Origin of the sequence: Streptosporangium sp. NPDC023615, from assembly GCF_040640155.1 — a bacterium.
Taxonomy (GTDB): domain Bacteria; phylum Actinomycetota; class Actinomycetes; order Streptosporangiales; family Streptosporangiaceae; genus Streptosporangium.
Genome location: NZ_JBFABE010000067.1, coordinates 22,094 through 42,921, shown reverse-complemented (window position 1 = coordinate 42,921; position 20,828 = coordinate 22,094). Strand labels below are relative to the sequence as shown.

Genomic DNA, 20,828 nt, shown 5'->3' with positions numbered 1-20,828 from the left:
TGCAGCCTCATCTGCCTGCGCCGACTCCGAACCTCATTCTGAAACCGTCAGTAAGGTGAGCGGATGCGTGTGATGGTGGTGGACGACCACCCGATGTGGAGGGACGGGGTGGCCAGGGACCTGGCCGAGGCCGGGTACGAGGTCGTGGCCACGGTCGGGGAGGGGCGTCAGGCCCTCCGGGTCGCCGCGGCCGTCAGGCCCGAGCTGGTCGTGCTGGACCTGCGCCTGCCCGACCTGCCCGGGGTCGAGGTCGCCAGGGGGCTGGCCGCGACCCGGCCGCCGCCCCGGGTGCTGGTGCTCTCGGCCAGCGGCGAGCAGGAGGACGTCCTGGAGGCCGTCAAGGCCGGCGCCTCCGGATACCTGCTGAAATCGGCGAGCAAGGAGGAGTTCCTCGACGCGGTGCGGCGTACCGCCGAGGGCGACGCCGTGTTCACCCCCGGCCTGGCCGGGCTCGTGCTGGGGGAGTACCGCAGGCTGGCCGCCCGGCCCGCGCCCGAGGCGACCCCGCGCCTGACCGAGCGCGAGACCGAGGTGCTCCGCCTGGTCGCCAAGGGAATGTCGTACCGGCAGATCGCCGAGCGGCTGGTGCTCTCCCACCGGACCGTGCAGAACCACGTCCAGAACACGCTGAACAAGCTCCAGCTTCACAACCGGGTGGAACTCGTCCGGTACGCGATCGAACAGGGTCTCGACGAGCCGTAGGCCGGACTAAGGTGACACGGTCGAGGCGTTGCGTTCACGCGGGCACGAGAGAGACTTGACGAAGACCCACCCGTGGTCCGCCGCTAAACTTCCAGAACCCCCTGAACATCCCGAAACCTGTGGAAGTCTCGAGGCGGACCCCGACGCCGAGCCCCGCGGAAGCCCGGGCCCGGGAAAGCCCGGGGTCGCGCCCCCCGGCGTGTGCCCGCGAGTCCTTCCCGCCCCCGCACGTCCCCCAGCACGCCCCCGAAACCCCCGTCCCCCTCGAAGCTCCACCGGAGGTCGCACCATGACCATGTCCGCCTTGGGCGAGCCCTGCGTTCTGCTCAAACTGGGCGAGGTCGTCCTCAAGGGCAACAACCGCGAGCTCTTCGAGCGCAGGTTGCAGGCCAACATCAAGGCCGCCCTGAAGGACGTCGGCGTCAAGGTCGACGTACGGCAGCGTCACGGCGTGATCGCGCTCTTCCTGCCGGAGGGCAGCGACGCCGGCGTCGCCGACGCGGTCGCCGAGCGCGTCTCCTACGTCCCCGGACTGGTCTGGGTGCACCGCGCCTGGAAGGTGGCCAAGGACCCCTCGGCGATCACCAAGGCCGCGATCGAGCTGCTGGCCGACCGTGAGGACGTCAGGCGCGGCGTCTCCTTCGCGGTCCGCTCCCGCCGCCGCGACAAGCGCTTCCCGCTCACCTCGATGCAGCTCGACCGCTCGGTCGGCGGGGAGCTCAACGACATCTACGGCATGCCCGTCGACCTCAAGAGGCCCGAACTGGTGGTCTCCATCGAGGTCGACCGGGACGAGGCGTTCGTCTTCACCGGCGGGCAGCCGGGCCAGGGCGGGCTGCCGGTCGGCACCAGCGGCCGGGGCCTGGTCCTGATGTCCGGCGGCATCGACTCTCCGGTGGCCGCCTACCGGATGATGCGACGCGGCCTGCGCGTGGACTTCCTGCACTTCTCCGGCATCCCCTTCAGCACCTCCGAGTCCATCTACAAGGCGTACGCGCTGGTCAAGGCGCTCGACAGGTTCCAGGGCGGGTCCCGGCTGTGGGTCGTGCCCTTCGGCAAGGCCCAGCAGTCCATCAAGGCCTCCGGCCAGGAGCGCCTGGCGGTCATCACCCAGCGCCGCCTGATGCTCAAGACCGGCGAGGAGGTCGCCCGCAGGCTGCGCGCCGCGGCCCTGGTCACCGGCGACTCCCTGGGGCAGGTCTCCTCCCAGACCCTGCAGAACATCACCGCCCAGGACGACGCGGTCGACATGCCGGTCCTGCGTCCCCTCATCGGCCTGGACAAGACCGAGATCATGGCCGAGGCCCGCCGCATCGGCACCCTGGCGATCTCCGAGCTGCCGGACGAGGACTGCTGCACGCTGCTGGCCCCGCGCCGCTCCGAGACCGCCGCGAAGGTCGCCGACCTGAAGAGGATCGAACGCCGCCTCGACGTCGAGGAGCTCGCCACCCGGCTGGCCGGGTCCCTGCAGGAGTACCGGCTCGACACCTGACGCACCCGGCGCTCCCGGGCCCCGGGAGCGCTATGCGGTGGCCGCCGGGCCGGGGGAAAACCCGCGATGGCAGGATTACCCCGTGCCATCGGGGAAACGGCGAGGGGAGTGATGGTGGAGCAGCCCGAACCGCCCGAGGAGCCTGAGGAGCCCGAGGAGCCCCGCCTGCCCCCGGGCCAGTACGTCCCCCGCGGCCGGCCGGTGATGCACTACGGCCGGGTGCCCACCTTCCGCCCGGCGACCTGGCGTCTGCACGTCATGGGGGCGACGGCCTCGGGCGAGCAGCACGGGTTCAGCTGGCCCGAGTTCTCCGAGCTGCCGCGCACCACGGTCCTGGCCGACTTCCACTGCGTCACCAAGTTCTCGATCATGGGCAACGAGTGGAGCGGGGTGTCCACCGCGACGCTGATGGAGCTCGTCCCGCCCGCGCCCGGCGTGAGGCACGTCATGATCTGGGGCGAGTACGGCTACAGCGCCAACGTGCGCCTGGGCGACTTCGCCCGGGCCCAGACCATGTTCGCGATGGAGCTCGACGAGAAGCCCATCTCCCCGGAGCGGGGGTTCCCGGTGCGGATGATCGTCCCGCACCTGTACGCGTGGAAGAGCGTCAAATGGGTGCGCGCCGTGGAGTACCTGCTGGAGGACAGGCGCGGCTTCTGGGAGGAGCGCGGCTACCACAACATCGCCGACCCCTGGCGTGAGCAGCGGTACTCGTACCAGGAGGAAGCGGGCGAAGGCCCGCCGTGATCGGCGTTCGCCCCTGATCGCGGGGGCGGGTTGACTACGGTTTCCCGCATGTCGACCACCGGCTGGGTGCTTCTCTGCGTCCTGAGCGTCCTCATCGGATTCGTCCTCCCGCGCCGGCGGGGGCGTTCCCCGGGCGACGCGGGCGGGCCGACCGAGGAGGCGACCTTCGTCACCCTGCACATCGCGGCCATGGCGGCGCCCTCGCTGCGGTCCGGCCTGACCCGCGACTCCGCCCGCAAGGCCGTCGGTCACCTGCGCGCCCTGCTGGGCACCGGAGCCGTCGCCGTCACCGGTCCCGAGGGTCTGCTCGCCTGGGACGGCGCGCCGGCCTGCAGGCGCGACCACGCCCGCGAGCACGCCGCCCCGGTCCTGGCCTCGGCGCGCCCCCGCCTGGTTCCCCGGGACGCCTCAGGCTGCGACACGCCGGGCTGCGCCGCGGCCGGGGACGGGATCGTGGTGCCGCTCACCGTGGACGGGCGGGCGGTCGGGGCGCTGGCCGCGTACGACACCGTGGTCGGCACCGGGCTGGTCAGGACCGTCACCGAGGTCGCCCGCTGGGCCTCGGGCCAGCTGGAGCTGGCCGAGCTGGACTCCTCGCGGCGGCGCGCCATGGAGGTGGAGATGCGCTCGCTGCGCGCCCAGATGTCCCCGCACTTCGTGTACAACGCGCTGACCACCATCGCCTCGTTCGTCCGGACCGACCCGGAGCGGGCCAGGGAACTGCTGGTGGAGTTCGCCGACTTCAACCGGTACGCGCTGCGCCGGGCCCGCGATCTCGCCACCCTCGCCGAGGAACTGCACTGCGTGGACCGCTACCTGATCCTGGAACGTGCCAGGTTCGGCGACCGACTGCGCTTCGCCGTCCGGGTGGCGCCCGAGGTGCTCCCGCTGACGGTGCCGTTCCTGTGCCTGCAACCACTGGTGGAGAACGCGGTCAAGCACGGTGTGGCCGCCACCGGACGTTCCTGCGAGGTGCGGGTGGTGGTCTCCGACACCGGGGCCGAGGCGCACGTCAGCGTGGAGGACGACGGCCCCGGCATGTCCGCCGAGCAGGTCGCGCTCCTCCTCGACGGCGGCCCCGCGGGGCCGGGCGACGAGGAGGGGGCCGGGCTGGCCGGTGTCGACCTGCGGCTCCGCCAGCTCTACGGGGAGGACTACGGCCTCGTCGTGGAGAGCGCCCCGGGTGCCGGGACCCGGGTGCGGGTCCGTGTCCCCAAGCCCCCTCCGGCGGTAGCTATTTGTAGTCAAACTATTACCTGAAGTTGCCATGAGGGTTGCGGTGGGTGTGCCGGAAGGGACAGCGTAGGGTCATGTTGCGAGTCCTGGCCGTTGACGACGAGGTCCCCGCTCTCGAGGAGATCGCCTATCTCCTCCGCCAGGACCCCCGGATCGAGCACGTCTCCACGGCGGTGGGCGGGGTCACCGCGCTCCAGGACATGGTCCAGATGATCGGCACGGGGGAGCGGCTGGACGGGGTCTTCCTCGACATCCGCATGCCCGGTCTCGACGGCCTGGACCTGGCCAGGCTCATCGCGGGTTTCCCGAACCCGCCCAGGCTGGTCTTCGTCACCGCCCACGAGGACTGCGCCGTGCAGGCGTTCGAGCTGGAGGCGGTCGACTACCTCCTCAAGCCGGTCAGGGCCGACCGGCTGGCCGAGGCCGTACGGCGCCTGGAGTACTCGGCCCCCGCCGCCGCCGAGCCGGTGCCCGAGGACGTCATCCCGGTCGAGCTGGCCGGGCGGACGAGGTTCGTCCCCCAGCAGGCGGTCTGGTACGCCGAGGCCCAGGGCGACTACGTCCGGCTCCACACCGACGAGGGCAGCTACCTGGTGCGCATGCCGCTGGCCGCCCTGGAGCGGCGCTGGGCCGGCTCGGGCTTCATCCGGGTACACCGCAGTACCCTGGTCGCGGTGCGGCACGTGAGCGAGCTGCGTTTCGACGGGGGCCGGGTGATGCTCCGGGTGGGCACCGAGACGCTCCCGGTCAGCCGCCGCCACACCCGCCAGGTCCGCGAGCGGCTCGTCCGCCAGTTCCGGGACCGGCCCGACGTGCCGGGCATCACCGGTGTCGCCGCCGGGATGCCGGACCCGGGCGGCACGGCGGGCGGGTCCGGGATGCCGGGCGCTCCGGGTGTGCCGGGTACGCCGGGTGCGTCGGGTACGCCGGGGGTGCTGGGTGCCCCGGTGGCTTCGAGTGCCCTGGACGTCCAGGACGTCCAGGACGTCCCGGGCTCCCCGAGGGTTTCCGGTGCTTCGAGTGCTTCGAGTGCGCCGGGGATGGCCGCCGCGTCGCGCGCGGTCCAGAGCAGGCCCGTGCCCTCCGCCGCCCTGCGGTGACCGCCTGAGGCCCCGCGGCCGTCCGCGGGGCCGTTCACGGCCTTCTCGGGCCGCTCCGGCCTCCACGGGAGGACGCGGCCCGGCGTCGTTCGCCCGACCCCGGCCGTCCGGGGGCTCGCCTTTCGTCCCTCCCCTCCGGGGTCTTCGTCCCGGGCCGCCCCGGACGGTCCCGGGCCGCCCCGGACGGTCCCGGGCCGCCCCGGACGGTCCCGGGCGGTCCCGGGCGGTCCCGGGCGGTCCCGGGCGGTCCCGGGCCGCCCCGGGACCGTCCGGCGTGCCCCTCGGACGATCGCGTACCCGCCGGTCGGCCGTGCCGTGGGCAGGTCGCACCGCGACGGCGATCCCACGCCCCGGCGGCTCCCCACGAGCCCCACGGGCCCCGGATCGACCGCTCGTCGTCCGCCGTCCGCCGCTCGTCGTGCCGGCGCCTTCCGCACATCGACAACTACACGCCGTTAATCGCGCTGGGCGTCAAGCGTCACTCGCTCGTCCGGACGCGCCTTTAGTGTTCCCTCATCGGAGAGCGAGACCCGCCGCGTCAGGGGGGACAGGGCCGCAAGGCTCGCACAAGACCTGATGCGCGGGCACCGGGCGATCGCCGGTAACCGGCGAGGTCCGGTCATCGGCCGCCGGGTCCTTACCGGGGGGAAGGGGCCACCGATCTCCGATACGACGGGACGCCCGCGCAGGGGACCTGTCCGTGATCCGGCCACACGGGGGCGGCCGGATCACGGGGACGGGCGTCCCGTCCGATTCCACGGCCTTCGCCGGGGACGGACCCGCCGTCCGGCCCGATCACCTTCGTCCGGGGGCGGGTGTCCCGCTCGGTCCCGCGGTCTTCACCGGGACGAACCCGTCGTCCGGCCCCGTGATCTTCCGGGCCACCGGCGTCGCACGCGGTTCCGAGGAGCCGGGTGCGACCTCAGCGGGCCGACTTCGACGGCTGGGGGATCGACGCCTCGGGGCGCGAGGCCGGGATCTCGACGGCGTCCGTCCCGACGTCGCGCACCTCGACGTCGCGCACCTCGACGCCGCTGACCTCGGTGACCTCACCGACCTCGCTGACCTCGGTCTCACGGACCCCGGCACCTCCGGCCTCGGTCTCGCGGACCTCGACGCTGTGGATCTCGGTCTTCCGCACCTTGGTCCTGCGGACCCTGGTCTTCCGTGCCGGGGTCTCCCGGGCCTCGGTCTCCTCCACCTCGACGCTGCTGATCTCGACGCTGTCGACCTCGACGGTGACGGTCGTGAGATCGGGGACCTCGCCCTCGCGCAGCTTCTTGAGCACCTCGATGTCCGCGCGGTGCTTCTCGACCCCTCCCGGGGTCTCGATGCAGAACGGCACCCCCGCGGCCACCGGATGGCGCAGCATGTCCATGAAGGGCAGGACACCGATGTGTCCCGCGCCGAGGTTCGCGTGCCGGTCCCTCGAGGAGCCGCACTCGTCCTTGGAGTCGTTGGCGTGGATGAGCTTGAGGCGGCCGGGGGCGATCGCCTGCAGGGCGTCGAGGGTCTCCTTGACGCCCTCGGACGTCGACAGGTCGTGACCGGCGGAGAAGGAGTGACAGGTGTCGAAGCAGACGCCCGCCTTGGGGTGCCACTCCAGGGCCTCCAGGTAGGGCTCGAGATCCTGGACGGTCCTGCAGAGCATCCCGGCCTGCCCCGCCATCGACTCCAGCAGCAGGTCGGGCCCGTCGTCGGGGATCTCCTCCAGCAGCGGCAGGAGCCGCTCGCGCACCTGGCGCATGGCGTCGTCGCGGGACTGGCTCACCGCCGATCCGGTGTGGACGACCAGCCCCTTCGCGCCGATCGCCTGGGCGCGCAACAGGCCGTGCCGCAGTGTGGCCAGGGACTTGTCCAGCGTGTCGGCGCTGGGAGACCCCAGGTTCACCAGGTACGGCGCGTGCACGAAGGAGAGCACGCCCGAGTCGCGCAGCTTGGCGTCCTGGGCGGGGTTGCCCGCGGCGAGCGCCCAGCCCCGGGGGTTGGTGACGAACACCTGGATCATCTCGGCGCCGATGTCCGACGCGTACTGCAGCCCGCCCTTGGCGAGGCCGCCGGTGACGGAGACGTGTCCGCCGATGGGGGAGAGAGGAGTCATGGTGGGGCCATTTTAGGTGCTCCCCCCGTCCCGTCACCGTTCCCGCGCCGTGTCCGCACGCCGGTCGTCCGTCCTGCCGCCCCCGGCGCGCCGGCGCGCTCGCGGGACGTGACCCCCGACGACCGTCCGGGCCGTGGGACGCGGCCGCCCGCGGATCGCCCCGGCCACGGGACGCGGCCGCGGTCGATCACCCCAGACGCAGGGCCAGGAAGAAGTCCACCCGGTCCTCGAGACCGGACAGGTCGCGGCCGGTCAGCTCCTCGATGCGCTGGACGCGGTAGCGCAGCGTGTTGACGTGGACGTGCAGGATCTCGGCGCACCGGGTCCACGAGCCCGAGACCCGCAGGAACGTCTCCAGCGTGCCGACCAGGTCGGCGCGGTGCGCGCGGTCGTAGTCGTGCAGCGGGTCCAGCAGCCGGGCCCGGAACACCCGCCGCACGTCGTCGGGAACGGAGGCGAGCAGCAGCAGGTGGCTGGCCAGCTCGTCGTGACCCACGACCGCGTCCGGCTGCGGGCGGTCCTCGGCCATCCGCCGGGCGTGCCGGGCCTCCTCGACGGCGCCGCGCAGTCCCTCCACCGGGACGACGCCGCTGACCCCGACGCTGATCCTGCCCGCGCCGAGCCCGGGAGCGAGGGCCCGTACGGCCTCGCGCACCTCGGCGGTGACGTCGGTCCCCCCGGCGCCCTCCGCCGCACCGCCCGGCCCCGGGGCGGGCAGCAGCGCGATGATCTCGTCTCCCGGGCCCGTCGTGCCCCGGCCGTCCCCGCCGCCCCCGCCGGCCCCGCCGCCCCCGCGAGTTCCGGCCTCCCCGGGACTCCAGGCGTCGCCGGCACCCCCGAAGGGCTCTGCGCTCCCGGCCACGCCGACCGCCGGGAAGGCGCACATCCGGTGCAGGACCTCCTTGACCACGACGCGGAGCTCGCCCGGTCTCAGGCCCCCGCGGGCGGTCGCCGACACCGCCACGTAGCCGCGCTCCGACAGCAGGCCGGTGACCCGGAGCCGCGGCAGGAAGTCGTCCGGCCTGCCACCGGACAGGACGAGCCCCACCAGCTCCTGGGTGGTACGCCCCTCCGGGGTCAGCCGGTCGTCCAGGCGGGCGCGCTCCAGCGCGACCACGGCGGCCAGCTCGGCGGCCAGCGCCCGCCGCTCCGGGGCCCAGTCCCGCCAGGAGCCCTCGAAGGCCAGGAACCAGTCGGCGACCCGCGGGGTGGCCTGCTCGTCCACCGCGAGCACCGAGTAGCGCTCCGCGCCGGGCGGGACGCACGGCAGCCGCTCGGCCGCCAGGAAACCCCGGGCCAGCAGCGGGGCCGTACCCTCGTCGAGCGGGTGCGAGCCCGCGACCACCCGCCCGGCCGGGGTCAGCACCCAGCAGGGCATGCCGAGGTCGTGGCCGACCAGGCGGAGCACCGGGTCCAGGCCCGCGCCGGCGGTGACCCCGGCGACGAGCCGCCGGTGCCGGTCGAGGACGGCGGTGATGTCCGAGGCCCGGCCGGCGGACAGGCGCCGTACGACCTGCTCGGTCAGCTCGGCGAAGGAGAGCGCGGGCGGTACGTGCAGCAGCGGGATCCGGTGCCGCAGGCAGGCCCGCACCAGGTCGGGCGGGAGCTCGTCGCGGCCGGGATCGCCCGCGCCCAGCGCCGAGACCCCGGCCGCGGCCAGGCACCCGACGAACGTCTCGCTGTCGGCCGGGTCCTGGCGCCAGACCAGGCCGGTGAGGACCAGCTCGCCCCCGCGGAGGTAGCGGCCGGGGTCGAGCAGGTCGGTGGTGACGACCCAGCGGAGCGCCGGGTCCGGCTCGTCGCGGCCCGTGACCAGCGACAGGCCCAGACCGGTCATCTCCAGCAGTGCGCTCAGCCGCATGTCGTGAGGGTAACCGAGTGCCGGACCCCTCCAGGTTTGGAGCATGTTACGAAAACTCATGGCGGACCCTTGCCGTGATTCGGACGTCCTGCCGCTGGACCGGGGGCGCTCGCGGTGTGTGTACTGCTCACATGTCCACGCCGCGTCCCGCGAGTCCCGCTCCGCCGCTCGACGGGCTCGCCGCGTTCAACGCGCTGGACCGCGCCGGGGCCGAGGCCGAGCTGCTGACCTGCTGCGCCAGCACGGCCTTCGCGCGGCGGGTGGCCGGGCTGCGCCCCTACCCCGACCTGGACCGGTTGGCCGGCACGGCGGAGGCCGTCGTACGGGAGCTGGACTGGCCGGACGTGCGCGAGGCCCTGGCGGCCCACCCCAGGATCGGGGAGGCGCCCCGCGCCCCGGAGCCCCCGCCCGGACGACCCGGCCCCAGCGGTCCCGGCGATGCCACCGTTCCCGCCGATGCCACCGGTCCCGGCGATGCCACCGATGCCACCGGTCCCACCGGTCCCACCGGTCCCGCAGATGTCGCGGGTCCCGCGGATCCCGCCGGTCGTGCCGGTTCCGCCGGTCCCACCGGGAGGGAGTCGGCCTGGTCCCGCCAGGAGCAGTCAGGGGTCGGCGCGGCCGGCCCCGGGATCCTGGACCGCCTGGCCGAGGGCAACCGCGCCTACGAGCGGCGGTTCGGCCACGTCTACCTGGTCTGCGCCACCGGCCTGTCCGCAGCGGAGCTGCTGGACCGCCTCACCGGGCGGCTCGGGAACGACGAGGGGACCGAACGGGACGTGGTCAGGGCCGAGCTCGCCGCGATCACCCGCCTGCGGCTGGCCAAGCTCCTCGCACCCGTCCCCGCGCCCCCTCCGGGGAACGCCGCATGAGCCCGTCCACGCACGCGCCCCCTCCGGAGGATGCCGCATGAGCCCGTCCACCCCCGCGCCTCCCCCGGAGGATGCCGCATGAGCCTGTCCACGCACGTCCTGGACGCCGCCCTCGGCAGGCCCGCCGCCGGGGTCGCGGTCCGCCTGGAGCGGCACGGCGAGGTGCTCGCCGAGGGGGTCACCGACGCCGACGGCCGGATCGCGGGATGGACGTGCGGGGCGGGCGCCCACCGGCTGGTCTTCGACACCGGCGGCTACTTCGCCGCCCGCGCGGTGGACGCCTTCTACCCGCGCGTCTCGATCGACTTCACCGTGGCCGACCCCGGGGAGCACCACCACGTGCCCCTGCTGCTCAGCCCGTTCGCCTACTCGACGTACCGGGGGAGCTGACATGCGCGTCGTTCTCGGTCCCAACCGCTACGGCAAGGCCGAGGTCCGCCTGGTCCGCGTCGCCAGGGACGGCGGGGTCCACCACCTCAAGGACCTCACCGTCTCCACGGCCCTGTCCGGCGACATGGAGGCCGTCCACCTCACCGGCGACAACGCCGCGGTGCTGCCCACGGACACGCAGAAGAACACCGTGTACGCCTTCGCCGGGAAACACGGCGTGGCAGAGATCGAGGACTTCGCGATCCTGCTGGCCCGCCACTACGTGGACTCCCAGTCGGCCGTCCACCACGCCCGGGTGTCGATCGAGGAGCACTTCTGGGACCGCATCCCGGTGCCGGCCTCGGCCACCGGCCCGGGGGCGGGCGACCGGCGCCACTCCTTCGTCCGCTCCGGCCGGGAGACCCGCACCTGCCTGGTCCACCACGACGCCGACGGCACCACGACCGTCGTCTCCGGGCTCAAGGACCTGGTGGTGCTCAACTCGACCGACTCGGAGTTCTCCGGGTTCGCCGAGGACGAGTACACCACCCTGAAGCCCACCGCCGACCGCGTCCTGGCCACCGAGGTCACGGCCCGCTGGCGGCACTCGCCCGGCCGGCCGGACGGCGCGGGCGGGGCGGGCGCGGCGGCGGCGTACGGTGAGTCCTACGACGAGGTGCGCCGCCACCTGGTCGAGGCGTTCGCCGGCACCTACAGCCTGTCGCTGCAGCAGACGCTCTACGCGATGGGCGAGCGGGTGCTGAACGCCCGCGACGAGGTCTGCGAGGTGCGCCTGGCCATGCCGAACAAACACCACTTCACGGTGGACCTCACCCCGTTCGGGATGGACAACCCCAACGAGGTGTTCCACGCCGCCGACCGTCCCTACGGGCTGATCGAGGGGACCGTGCTCCGCGACGACGCCCTCGACGCCCCCGGGGCCCGTTTCGCCTGGGAGTAGTGACGACCATGGACTTCCTGCGACCCGCCACCTGGGCGGAGGCGCTGGCCGCCAAGGCGGACCGGCCCGAGCTGGCGCCCATCCAGGGCGGCACCGACATGATGGTCGAGCTCAACTTCGACGCGCGGCGGCCCGAGGGGCTGCTCGACCTGAACGGCGTCGCCGGCCTCGCCGACTGGAGCCGGGAGGCGGACGGCCGCCTCAGGGTCGGGGCGGGCGTGTCGTACGCGCGGCTCATCGCCGAGCTGGGCGACCGGCTGCCCGGCCTCGCGCAGGCGTCCCGCACGGTCGGCTCGCCGCAGATCCGCAACCGGGCCACCGTGGGCGGCAACCTCGGCGCGGCCTCGCCCGCCGGGGACTCCCACCCGCCGCTGCTCGCCGCCGGCGCGGTCGTCGAGGTCGAGTCCGCCGCCCGGGGCACCCGGATGATCCCGGCCGACGGCTTCTACCTGGGGGTCAAGCGCAGCGCGCTGGAGGCCGACGAGCTGATCCGGGCGTTCTGGATCGCCCCGGCGAGCGGCCCGCAGTACTTCTCCAAGGTCGGCACCCGCAACGCCATGGTGATCGCGGTCTGCTCGTTCGCGATCGCCCTGCACCCCGGCGAGCGCAGGGTCGGCACCGGCATCGGCTCGGCCGCCCCGACACCGCGCCGCGCCGTCGCCGCCGAGGAGTTCCTGGCCGCCGAGCTCGACTGGCAGGCCCGGCTCGACCCCGGGGTGCTCGCGCGCTTCGGCGAGCTGGCCACCGAGGCCGCCTCGCCGATCGACGACGTGCGCGGCACCGCCGCCTACCGGCGCCACGCCATCGCGGTGATGGCGCGGCGCACCCTCACCTGGGCGTGGAACGAGCTGCGCTCCGGGCACTTCGAGAGGAGGGCCGGCTGATGCGCGTCACCTTCACCGTCAACGGCCGCACCGAGACCGCCGACGACGTCTGGGAGGGCGAGAGCCTGCTGTACGTGCTGCGCGAACGGGTCGGCCTGCCCGGCTCGAAGAACGCCTGCGAGCAGGGCGAGTGCGGCTCCTGCACGGTCTACCTGGACGGCCTGCCGGTCTGCGCGTGCCTGGTCGCCGCCGGGCAGGCCGAGGGCAGGACGGTCCTCACCGTCGAGGGGCTCGCCGACGGCGACCGGCTCGACCCGGTCCAGGAGGCGTTCGTCGAGTGCGGCGCCGTCCAGTGCGGCTTCTGCACCCCCGGCCTCGTCGTGCAGGCCCACGACCTGCTCGCACGGGTGCCCAGCCCGTCCGACGCGGAGATCCGCGAGGCCCTGGCGGGCAACCTGTGCCGCTGCACCGGCTACGAGAAGATCCTCGACGCCGTGCGCCTGGCCGCGGAGCGCGGGGCCGGAGCCGACCCCGTGCCGTACGGCGGCACGCCCGCGCCCGAGGAGCGCCGATGAGCAGCGTCCTGATCGAGAACGTCCACATCGCCCCGGTCGTCGGCCCGGAGATCGCCTCGGGCCACCTCCACGTCGAGGGCGACAGGATCGCCGCCCTGGGCGCGGGGCCGGCCCCGGACGTGCAAGGGGCCGTCCGGATCGACGGGACCGGCTGCCTGGCCACGCCGGGCCTGGTCAACACCCACCACCACCTCTACCAGTGGGCCTCCCAGGGGCTCGCCCAGGACGCCACCCTGTTCGAGTGGCTGACCGCGCTCTACCAGGTGTGGGCCGCCATGGACGCCGAGGTGGTCGGAGGCGCGGCCGGCGCGGGGCTGGGGCATCTGGCGCTGTCGGGCTGCACGACCTCCAGCGACCACCACTACATCTTCCCCTCCGGGCGCGGGGACCTGTTCGCCGCCGAGATCGAGGCGGCCCGGCGGGTCGGCATCCGCTTCCACCCGGCGCGCGGCTCGATGGACCGGGGACGGTCGCAGGGCGGCCTGCCGCCGGACGTCGTGGTGGAGCGGCTGGACGACATCCTGGAGGCGACCGCCGAGGCCGTCGACACCTACCACGACCCGTCCTTCTCCTCCATGCTCCGCGTCGCGGTCGCGCCCTGCTCGCCGTTCTCGGTCAGCGCCGACCTGATGGTCGAGGCCGCCGCCCTGGCCAGGTCCAAGGGGGTACGCCTGCACACCCACCTCGCCGAGACCCTGGACGAGGAGGAGCACTGCCTGGAGCAGGTCGGGCAGCGTCCGGTCGACTACATGGAGAAGCTCGGCTGGCTCGGCCCGGACGTGTGGTTCGCCCACGCCGTCCACCTCAGCGACGGCGACATCGACGTCTTCGCCCAGACCGGTACGGGGTCGGCGCACTGCCCCAGCTCCAACGGCCGGCTCGGGGCCGGGATCGCCCGCGTCTCCGAGATGCTGCGGAGGGGGGCGAACGTCGGCCTGGGGGTGGACGGCAGCGCCTCGGCCGAGCTGACCTCGCTGTCGGGCGAGATGCGCCAGGCCCTGCTGTTCCAGCGGGCCCGGTACGGACCGACCGCGCTCACCGCCCGCCAGGCCCTCCAGATCGCGACCCTGGGCGGGGCGAGGAACCTGGGCAGGCAGGACGAGCTCGGCTCCCTGGAGGCGGGGAAGCTGGCCGACATCGCGCTGTGGCGTACCGGCGCCTTCGCCTCCGCGGTCGACGACCCGGTCTGCGCCCTGGTCTTCGGCACCCGGCAACCGGCGCTGGCCCGGCTGCTGGTGGGCGGCAGGACCGTCGTCGAGGACGACGAGCTGCGTACCGTCGCCCAGGACGAGCTGGGCCGCGCCGGCGCCGAGGCGCACCGCCGCCTCGTCCGGCTGGCCGACGAGCAGGGCTTCACCGCGGGCCAGGAGGTCGGCCGGTGAACGCGGGAACGGGTCCGCGGGTGCGCACCGCGCCCGCGCGGGCGCCGCGCGAGATCGCCGCGCCCGGCTCCGGAGGGGTGGGCGACAGCCCCCCGCGGCCGGACGGGACGCTCAAGGTCAGGGGCGAGTTCGCCTACTCCTCCGACCTGTGGATGGACGGCATGCTGTGGGGCGCCACCCTGCGCAGCCCCCACCCGCGCGCCCGGATCGTCGCCGTCGACGTCTCCGAGGCCCTCGCGCACCCCGGGGTCGCGGCCGTCCTCACCCACGAGGACGTGCCCGGCAGCAAGCACTTCGGCCTGGACGCCATCCCCGACCAGCCGGTGCTCGCCTTCGACGAGGTACGCCACCAGGGCGAGGCGGTCGCGATCGTCGCGGCCGACCACCCCGAGACCGCCCGCAGGGCGATGGAGAGGATCAGGGTCGACTACGAGGTCCTGGAGCCGCTGACCGACGCCCGCAGGGCGGCCTTCGACCCCTCCTGCCCGCCGGTCCACCCACGCGGCAACGTCACCCGCCACCAGCCCGTCAGGGTCGGCGACGTCGACGCGGCCAGGGCGCGGGCCGAGGTGACGGTCTCCGGCGAGTACCGGATCGGCATCCAGGACCAGGCGTTCCTCGGCCCGGAGTCCGGCCTGGCGGTGCCCGCCGAGGACGGCGGCGTCGACCTCTACGTCGCCACCCAGTGGATGCACAACGACCTCAAGCAGATCGCCCCCTGCCTCGGCCTGCCCGAGGAGCTGATCCGGATGACGCTCTCGGGCGTCGGCGGCGCCTTCGGCGGGCGCGAGGACCTGTCGATGCAGATCCACGCCGCGATGCTCGCGCTCCGCACCGGCCGGCCCGTCAAGATGGTCTACAACCGGCAGGAGTCGTTCTTCGGCCACGTCCACCGCCACCCGGCCGAGATGCGCTACGAGTACGGCGCCACCCGCGACGGCAGGCTCCTGTACGCCGACGTGGAGATCCTCCTCGACGGCGGCGCCTACACCTCCTCGACCGCGAACGTGGTCGGCAACGCGGCCTCGCTCGGCGTGGGGCCGTACGCGATCCCGAACATCAGGATCGACGCGTACGGCGTCTACACCAACAACCCGCCGTGCGGCGCGATGCGCGGCTTCGGCGCGGTGCAGGCGTGCTTCGCCTACGAGTCGATGATGGACCGGCTGGCCCACGCCTGCGGGCTCGACCCCCTCACGGTCCGGCAGGTCAACGCCCTGTCCGAGGGGGGCGTGCTGGCGACCGGGCAGGTGGTCGCGGCCCCGCTGCCGATGGCCGAGATGCTCCAGCGGGCCCGCGAGCTGCCGATGCCCGCGCCGCTGGACGCGACCGACCCGCGCGGCCTGCCGGGCGGCGTCTCGCAGACCACCCGGGGGGAGGGCGTGCGGCGCGGCGTCGGCTACGGCATCGGCCTGAAGAACATCTGCTTCTCCGAGGGCTTCGACGACCTCTCCACCGCCCGCGTCCGCCTGGAGGTGATCGGCGGGCGGGCCACCGCGCTGGTGCACACCGCCGCCGCCGAGGTCGGCCAGGGACTGGTCACCCTCCAGGCGCAGGTCGTGCGCACCGAGCTGGGCGTCGAGCGGGTCGTCATCCAGCCCGCGGACGTCCGGGTCGGCGACGCGGGCTCCAGCTCGGCCTCCCGCCAGTCGTACATGACGGGCGGCGCGGTGATGACGGCCTGCCGGGCGGTCCGGGAGCGGGTGCTCGCGCTGGCCGCGGCCCGCCTCGGCACCGCGCCCGGCGACCTCTTCCTGGCCGGCGGCGAGGTCGTCTCGACCGCCACCGGCGCGGGCGTCGCCGTCGAGGACGTGCTGGGCGACACCGTGGTCGAGGAGACCCGCGAGTACCACCACGCGCCCACCGAACGGATGGACCCGGTGACCGGGCAGGGCGCCTCGCACACCCAGGTCGCGCTCTGCGTGCACCGCGCCGTGGTGGACGTGGACGTGGAACTCGGCCTGGTCAAGGTGGTGGAGCTGGCGGCCGTCCAGGACGTGGGGAAGATCCTCAACCGCGTCTCGCTGGAGGGGCAGATCCACGGAGGCACCGCGCAGGGGCTGGGGCTGGCGCTGATGGAGGAGATCCAGGTGCGCGACGGGCTGGTGCTCAACCCCTCGTTCACCGACTACCTGATCCCCACCATCCTGGACATGCCGCCGATGCGGCTGGACATCCTGGAGAACCCCGACCCCCGCGCCCCGTACGGGCTGCGGGGCGCCGGGGAGCCGCCCACGCTCTCCTCGACGCCCGCGATCGTCGCGGCCGTCCGCGACGCCACCGGCCTGGACCTGACCCGGGTGCCGCTGCGCCCCGAGCACGTCACCGGGCTCGCGTGAACCTCCGGCCCGCCGGGACGGCCGGGACCCGTGCGGACCCACGGCTCACCGGGGCGGACGGAGCCCCCGCGGACCCGCGGCCTGCGGGGGCGGCCGGGAAAGGACCGGGCGTCGGTGGGCGCGGGGACGGATGTCAAGATGGTCGTCCACCTCACCGGGGCCCGGCACCCGTCTCCCGTCCGTCCCTACCGGCCGGGGACCGTGCCGGCCCTCCGCCAGCAGGGAGCAGGGTTGTCTGAGTCGTCGGGACACGTCGTGATCGCCCCGGACAAGTTCAAGGGTTCGCTGACCGGGGCCGAGGTCGCCGCGCACGTCGCCGCGGGCCTGGGACCGGGCGTCGCCACGGTCGCGCTGCCGGTGGCCGACGGCGGCGACGGCACCGTGGACGCGGTGGTGGCCTGCGGGTTCACCCGCGTCGAGGTCGAGGTCACCGGACCGGTGGGCGCGCCGGTCCTCGCCTCCTACGCCTGGCGCGACGCCCGCCCGGCGGGGGAGGGGGCCGGACCGGACGTCCCGGCCTCCGGGGACCCCGCGGTCTCCCCGGCCTCCGCGGCTCCCGCGACCTCCGCGACCTCAGCGGGCTCCTCCGGCGGCCCCGTCGCCGTGGACGTGCCGACGGCGGTCGTCGAACTGGCCGAGGCGTCCGGCCTGCGCCGCTTGCCCATCGCCGCCGAGCCGGCCGGCCGGGACCCGGAGTCGGCCGCGCACGAGGGCGTCGAGACGGCGCCGCTCACCGCGACCAGCCAGGGCACCGGCGAGCTGATCGCCCACGCCGTACGGCGCGGTGCCCGGCGGGTCGTGCTCGGTCTCGGCGGCAGCGCGTGCACCGACGGCGGCACGGGCATGATGCGGGCACTCGGCGTCCGCTTCCTGGACGCCGAGGGACGGGAGCTCCCGCCCGGCGGCGCGGCCCTCGCCGACCTGGAGAAGATCGACACCTCCGGGCTCGTCGCGATCGACCAGGTGGAGTTCGTGGTCGCGGGCGACGTGGACAACCCGTTGCTCGGCCCGCAGGGCGCCGCCGCCGTCTACGCGCCGCAGAAGGGCGCGAGCCCGGACGAGGTGAAGCTGCTCGACGCGGCCCTCGCCCGGCTCGCCGCGGTCGCCGCGCACACCCACGGCCTGGTCGGGGCCGCCGAGCACGACGGCGTCGTCCGCTCGATGGGGGTGGCGGGTCAGCCGGGCGCGGGCGCCGCGGGCGGGGTCGGGTTCGCCGCGCTGGCCTTCCTCGGCGCCGGGTTCCGGCCCGGCATCGGCTACCTCCTCGACCTGCTGGGCTTCCACGACCGGCTCGACGGCGCCCGCCTCGTCATCACCGGCGAGGGGTCGCTCGACGAGCAGACGCTGCGCGGCAAGGCGCCCGCCGGGGTCGCGGACGCCGCGGCCGAGGCGGGGGTGCCGGTCGTCGCGGTCTGCGGCCGCCGTGCCCTCACCGACGAGGAGCTGAGGGCGGCGGGCATCACGGCCGCCTACGCGCTCACCGACCTCGAACCCGACCCGGCCGTCTGCATGGCCCAGGCGGGACCGCTGCTGGAGCGGCTGGCCGGCACGGTCGCGGAGCGCCACCTGGGAGCGCCGTCGTGAGCGCCGTCGCCGTGGCCGTCGTGGCCGTCGTGGCCGTCGTGGCCTCCGTGGCCTCCGTGGCCTCCGTGGCCTCCGTGGCCTCCGTGCCGACGACCGCCCGCGCGTCCGGGGGAGCCGCGGGAGGATCGCGATGAGCGCGGGCCCCGGCGACCGGGCGGATCTGGTCATCCGGTCCCGCCGGGTCGTGCTGCCCACCGGGGAGGGGCCGGCGGCGGTCGTCGTACGGGACGGGAAGATCATCGGGGTGCACCCCCTCGGCGCCGACCTCGACACCGGTCCCGACACGGGTCTCGACGCGGGGCCCGGCGCGGGCCCCGGCGCCGGTCTCGGCGCCGCCGAGCGGGTCGACCTCGGCGACGTCGCGCTGCTGCCCGGCCTCGTCGACACGCACGTGCACGTCAACGAGCCCGGCCGTACCCACTGGGAGGGTTTCGCCACGGCGACCAGGGCCGCCGCGGCGGGCGGGGTGACCACGATCGTGGACATGCCGCTCAACTCGCTGCCGCCGACCGTGAACGCCGGCGCCCTGGACGTCAAGCGGCGTGCCGCGGCCGGGCAGTGCGCGGTGGACGTCGCCTTCTGGGGCGGGGCGATCCCCGGCAACACGGGCGACCTGCGGGCACTGCACGAGGCGGGTGTACGCGGGTTCAAGTGCTTCCTGTCCCCCTCGGGCGTGGAGGAGTTCCCGCCGCTGGACGCGGGCGGGCTGCGGGCGGCCATGGAGGAGATCGCCTCGTTCGACGGCCTGCTGGTCGTACACGCCGAGGACCCCGCGCTGCTCGCCGACCCCTCGGGGCCCGGGTACCCGGAGTTCCTCGACTCGCGGCCGGGGGAGGCCGAGCGCAGGGCGGTCGAGCGGGTCGCCGAGCTGGCCGGGGAGACCGGGGTACGCGCGCACATCCTGCACGTCTCGTCCGCGCTCTGCCTGGAGGTACTGGCCGGGGCCAGGCGCGAGGGCGTCAGGCTCAGCGCCGAGACGTGCCCGCACTACCTCACGCTGACGGCCGAGGAGGTGCCCGAGGGCGCCACCCAGTTCAAGTGCTGCCCGCCGATCAGGTCCGAGGCCAACCGCGACGAGCTCTGGCGCGGCCTGGCCGACGGCGTGCTCGGCTGCGTGGTGTCCGACCACTCACCCTCCACCCCCGACCTCAAGGTGCCCGACTTCGCCGAGGCCTGGGGCGGGATCTCCTCCCTCCAGCTCGGCCTGACCGCCGTCTGGACCGAGGCGGCACGGCGCGGGCACGGTCTGGGCGACGTCGTCCGCTGGATGGCCGGGAACCCCGCCGAGCTCGCCGGGCTGCGCGGCAAGGGCGCCATCGCCGTGGGCGGCGACGCCGACCTGGTCGCCTTCGACGCCGACGCCGTCCACACCGTGGACGTCTCCACCCTGCACCACAGGAACCCGGTCACCCCCTACCACGGCAGGACGCTCCGGGGACAGGTACGCGCCACCTGGCTGCGCGGCCTGGCGGTGGGGAAGGAACCCCGGGGGGCCCTCCTGTAACGCTCCCGCCAAGGCCGGCCCCGCGGACCCGGCCCACCCGGCCCACCCGGCCCACCCGGCCCGTCCGGCCCGTCCGGCCCGTCCGGCCCACCCGGCCCACCCGGCCCGGCCCGGCCCGTCCGGCCCGGCCCGGCCCGTCCGGCCCGGCCCGGCCCGGCCGGGCGGTCGTTCGGCCCGCCCGACCGTCCGACAGTCCGACCGCCCGTCGTGAGAAAGGCCCGCTCCTTGACCGAGTTCACCGCCCTGCCCGACCTCGCCCTGCGCAGCCTCGGGGGCTCGGTCGTCGCGGCCAACGACGAGTCCTTCGCCGAACGGGAGAACCTGATCAGGCCGGGCCGCCCCGCCTTCCGGCCGCACACCTTCGGCGCCAAGGGACAGGTCTACGACGGCTGGGAGACCCGCAGACGGCGAGAGCCCGGCCACGACTGGGCCCTGCTGCGGCTCGGCATGCCCGGCGTGATCCGGGGCGTCGTGATCGACACCGCCTGGTTCAAGGGCAACTACCCGCCACACGCCCGTGTGGAGGCCGCCGAGGTCGAGGGCTACCCGACGGCCGCCGAGCTGGAGACCGCCGACTGGGTGGAGGTGGTGCCCGTGAGTCCCCTCGGCGGGGACGCCGAGCACTTCTTCGAGGTCTCCGACGAGCGCCGGTACACGCACGTGCGGCTGAGCGTGTTCCCCGACGGGGGCATCGCCCGGCTCAGGGTGCACGGCGAGGTCAGGTGCGACCTGTCGGTGTACGAGGGACTCGGCCTGGACCTGGCCGCGCTGGAGAACGGCGCGCTCGTCACCGCCTGCTCCGACGAGTTCTACTCCTCACCGAACAACGTGATCTCCCCGGGCCTGGCCCGCCACCAGGCCGAGGGGTGGGAGACCGCCCGCCGGCGCGACGGCGGCAACGACTGGATGGTGATCCGCCTGGCCGGTTCCGGGATCGTCAGGCTCGCCGAGATAGACACCACCAACCTGGTCTTCAACGCACCGGCCGAGGTCGAGATCACCGGCAGCGCGGACGGCGGGACCTGGTTTCCCCTGCTGCCCAGGACCCGCCTGCTGCCGGACACCCGGCATCGCTTCCGCGTCGAGGACGCGCCCGTGGCCGCGTACGCCCGGGTGGACATCCACCCCGACGGAGGCCTGGCCAGGCTCCGCCTGCACGGCTTCCTCGCCGACGACTGA

At 74.6% G+C, this 20,828-nt stretch carries 17 protein-coding genes and 1 pseudogene; 16 read left to right on the top strand and 2 right to left on the bottom strand.

What is annotated here, in order from left to right; translation table 11 throughout:
• Nucleotides 1–63 precede the first annotated feature (63 nt).
• The 5 genes and pseudogenes from AB0G16_RS31825 to AB0G16_RS31805 form a co-directional block, all read left to right on the top strand.
• Nucleotides 64–702 carry a response regulator transcription factor gene (locus AB0G16_RS31825; protein WP_362813401.1) on the top strand — a complete coding sequence of 213 codons (639 nt, stop codon included), beginning with the start codon at nt 64–66 and terminating at the stop codon, nt 700–702.
• Between the two features lie 289 nt (nt 703–991).
• Nucleotides 992–2,194: a tRNA uracil 4-sulfurtransferase ThiI gene (gene thiI / locus AB0G16_RS31820; RefSeq protein ID WP_362813399.1), complete on the top strand. Its 1,203-nt coding sequence runs from the start codon at nt 992–994 to the stop codon at nt 2,192–2,194.
• Between the two features lie 111 nt (nt 2,195–2,305).
• Entirely contained in the window at nt 2,306–2,941 is a 636-nt protein-coding gene (locus AB0G16_RS31815) for a molybdopterin-dependent oxidoreductase (protein ID WP_362813397.1), read from the top strand.
• A 48-nt stretch (nt 2,942–2,989) separates the two neighbouring features.
• Nucleotides 2,990–4,201 (top strand): histidine kinase, encoded by a 1,212-nt coding sequence (locus tag AB0G16_RS31810; RefSeq protein ID WP_362813395.1) that lies wholly within the window; start codon nt 2,990–2,992, stop codon nt 4,199–4,201.
• A 50-nt stretch (nt 4,202–4,251) separates the two neighbouring features.
• A pseudogene (locus AB0G16_RS31805) lies at nt 4,252–4,977 on the top strand (LytTR family DNA-binding domain-containing protein); the annotation flags it as partial.
• A gap of 1,222 nt (nt 4,978–6,199) precedes the next feature.
• On the opposite strand, the gene AB0G16_RS31800 reads toward AB0G16_RS31805, so the two are convergent.
• Nucleotides 6,200–7,378, bottom strand: a complete 1,179-nt coding sequence (locus tag AB0G16_RS31800) for a deoxyribonuclease IV (protein WP_362813393.1) — start codon at nt 7,376–7,378, stop codon at nt 6,200–6,202.
• A gap of 187 nt (nt 7,379–7,565) precedes the next feature.
• Complete coding sequence (locus AB0G16_RS31795; protein ID WP_362813390.1) at nt 7,566–9,239, bottom strand: PucR family transcriptional regulator ligand-binding domain-containing protein; 1,674 nt, start codon at nt 9,237–9,239, stop codon at nt 7,566–7,568.
• Nucleotides 9,240–9,370: 131 nt separating this feature from the next.
• Between AB0G16_RS31795 and AB0G16_RS31790 the strand changes: the two genes are divergently transcribed.
• The 11 genes from AB0G16_RS31790 (at nt 9,371) to alc (ending at nt 20,828) form a co-directional block, all read left to right on the top strand.
• Nucleotides 9,371–10,111, top strand: a complete 741-nt coding sequence (locus AB0G16_RS31790) for a 2-oxo-4-hydroxy-4-carboxy-5-ureidoimidazoline decarboxylase (protein WP_362813387.1) — start codon at nt 9,371–9,373, stop codon at nt 10,109–10,111.
• A gap of 78 nt (nt 10,112–10,189) precedes the next feature.
• Nucleotides 10,190–10,501 carry a hydroxyisourate hydrolase gene (uraH, locus tag AB0G16_RS31785; RefSeq protein WP_362813384.1) on the top strand — a complete coding sequence of 104 codons (312 nt, stop codon included), beginning with the start codon at nt 10,190–10,192 and terminating at the stop codon, nt 10,499–10,501.
• A 1-nt stretch (nt 10,502) separates the two neighbouring features.
• On the top strand, nt 10,503–11,441 hold the full coding sequence (pucL, locus tag AB0G16_RS31780; protein ID WP_362813381.1) for a factor-independent urate hydroxylase: 939 nt from the start codon (nt 10,503–10,505) through the stop codon (nt 11,439–11,441).
• Between the two features lie 8 nt (nt 11,442–11,449).
• Complete coding sequence (locus AB0G16_RS31775; RefSeq protein ID WP_362813412.1) at nt 11,450–12,325, top strand: FAD binding domain-containing protein; 876 nt, start codon at nt 11,450–11,452, stop codon at nt 12,323–12,325.
• The gene (locus AB0G16_RS31770; RefSeq protein ID WP_362813378.1) at nt 12,325–12,840 is read left to right on the top strand and encodes a (2Fe-2S)-binding protein; all 516 of its coding nucleotides are present in this window, start codon (nt 12,325–12,327) and stop codon (nt 12,838–12,840) included. The genes AB0G16_RS31775 and AB0G16_RS31770 overlap by 1 nt, the downstream gene beginning before the upstream one ends.
• Complete coding sequence (locus tag AB0G16_RS31765) at nt 12,837–14,222, top strand: 8-oxoguanine deaminase (RefSeq protein ID WP_362813375.1); 1,386 nt, start codon at nt 12,837–12,839, stop codon at nt 14,220–14,222. Before AB0G16_RS31770 ends, AB0G16_RS31765 begins: the two co-directional genes overlap by 4 nt.
• Before the next feature lie 20 nt (nt 14,223–14,242).
• A complete protein-coding gene (gene pucD, locus AB0G16_RS31760; protein ID WP_362813409.1) occupies nt 14,243–16,561 on the top strand; it encodes a xanthine dehydrogenase subunit D in 2,319 nt (772 codons plus the stop codon).
• Between the two features lie 231 nt (nt 16,562–16,792).
• On the top strand, nt 16,793–18,145 hold the full coding sequence (locus AB0G16_RS31755; RefSeq protein WP_362813372.1) for a glycerate kinase: 1,353 nt from the start codon (nt 16,793–16,795) through the stop codon (nt 18,143–18,145).
• Entirely contained in the window at nt 18,142–18,279 is a 138-nt protein-coding gene (locus AB0G16_RS31750; protein ID WP_362813369.1) for a hypothetical protein, read from the top strand. The genes AB0G16_RS31755 and AB0G16_RS31750 overlap by 4 nt, the downstream gene beginning before the upstream one ends.
• Nucleotides 18,276–19,649 (top strand): allantoinase AllB, encoded by a 1,374-nt coding sequence (gene allB / locus AB0G16_RS31745; RefSeq protein ID WP_362813366.1) that lies wholly within the window; start codon nt 18,276–18,278, stop codon nt 19,647–19,649. Before AB0G16_RS31750 ends, allB begins: the two co-directional genes overlap by 4 nt.
• Nucleotides 19,650–19,874: 225 nt before the next feature.
• On the top strand, nt 19,875–20,828 hold the full coding sequence (gene alc / locus AB0G16_RS31740; protein ID WP_362813363.1) for an allantoicase: 954 nt from the start codon (nt 19,875–19,877) through the stop codon (nt 20,826–20,828).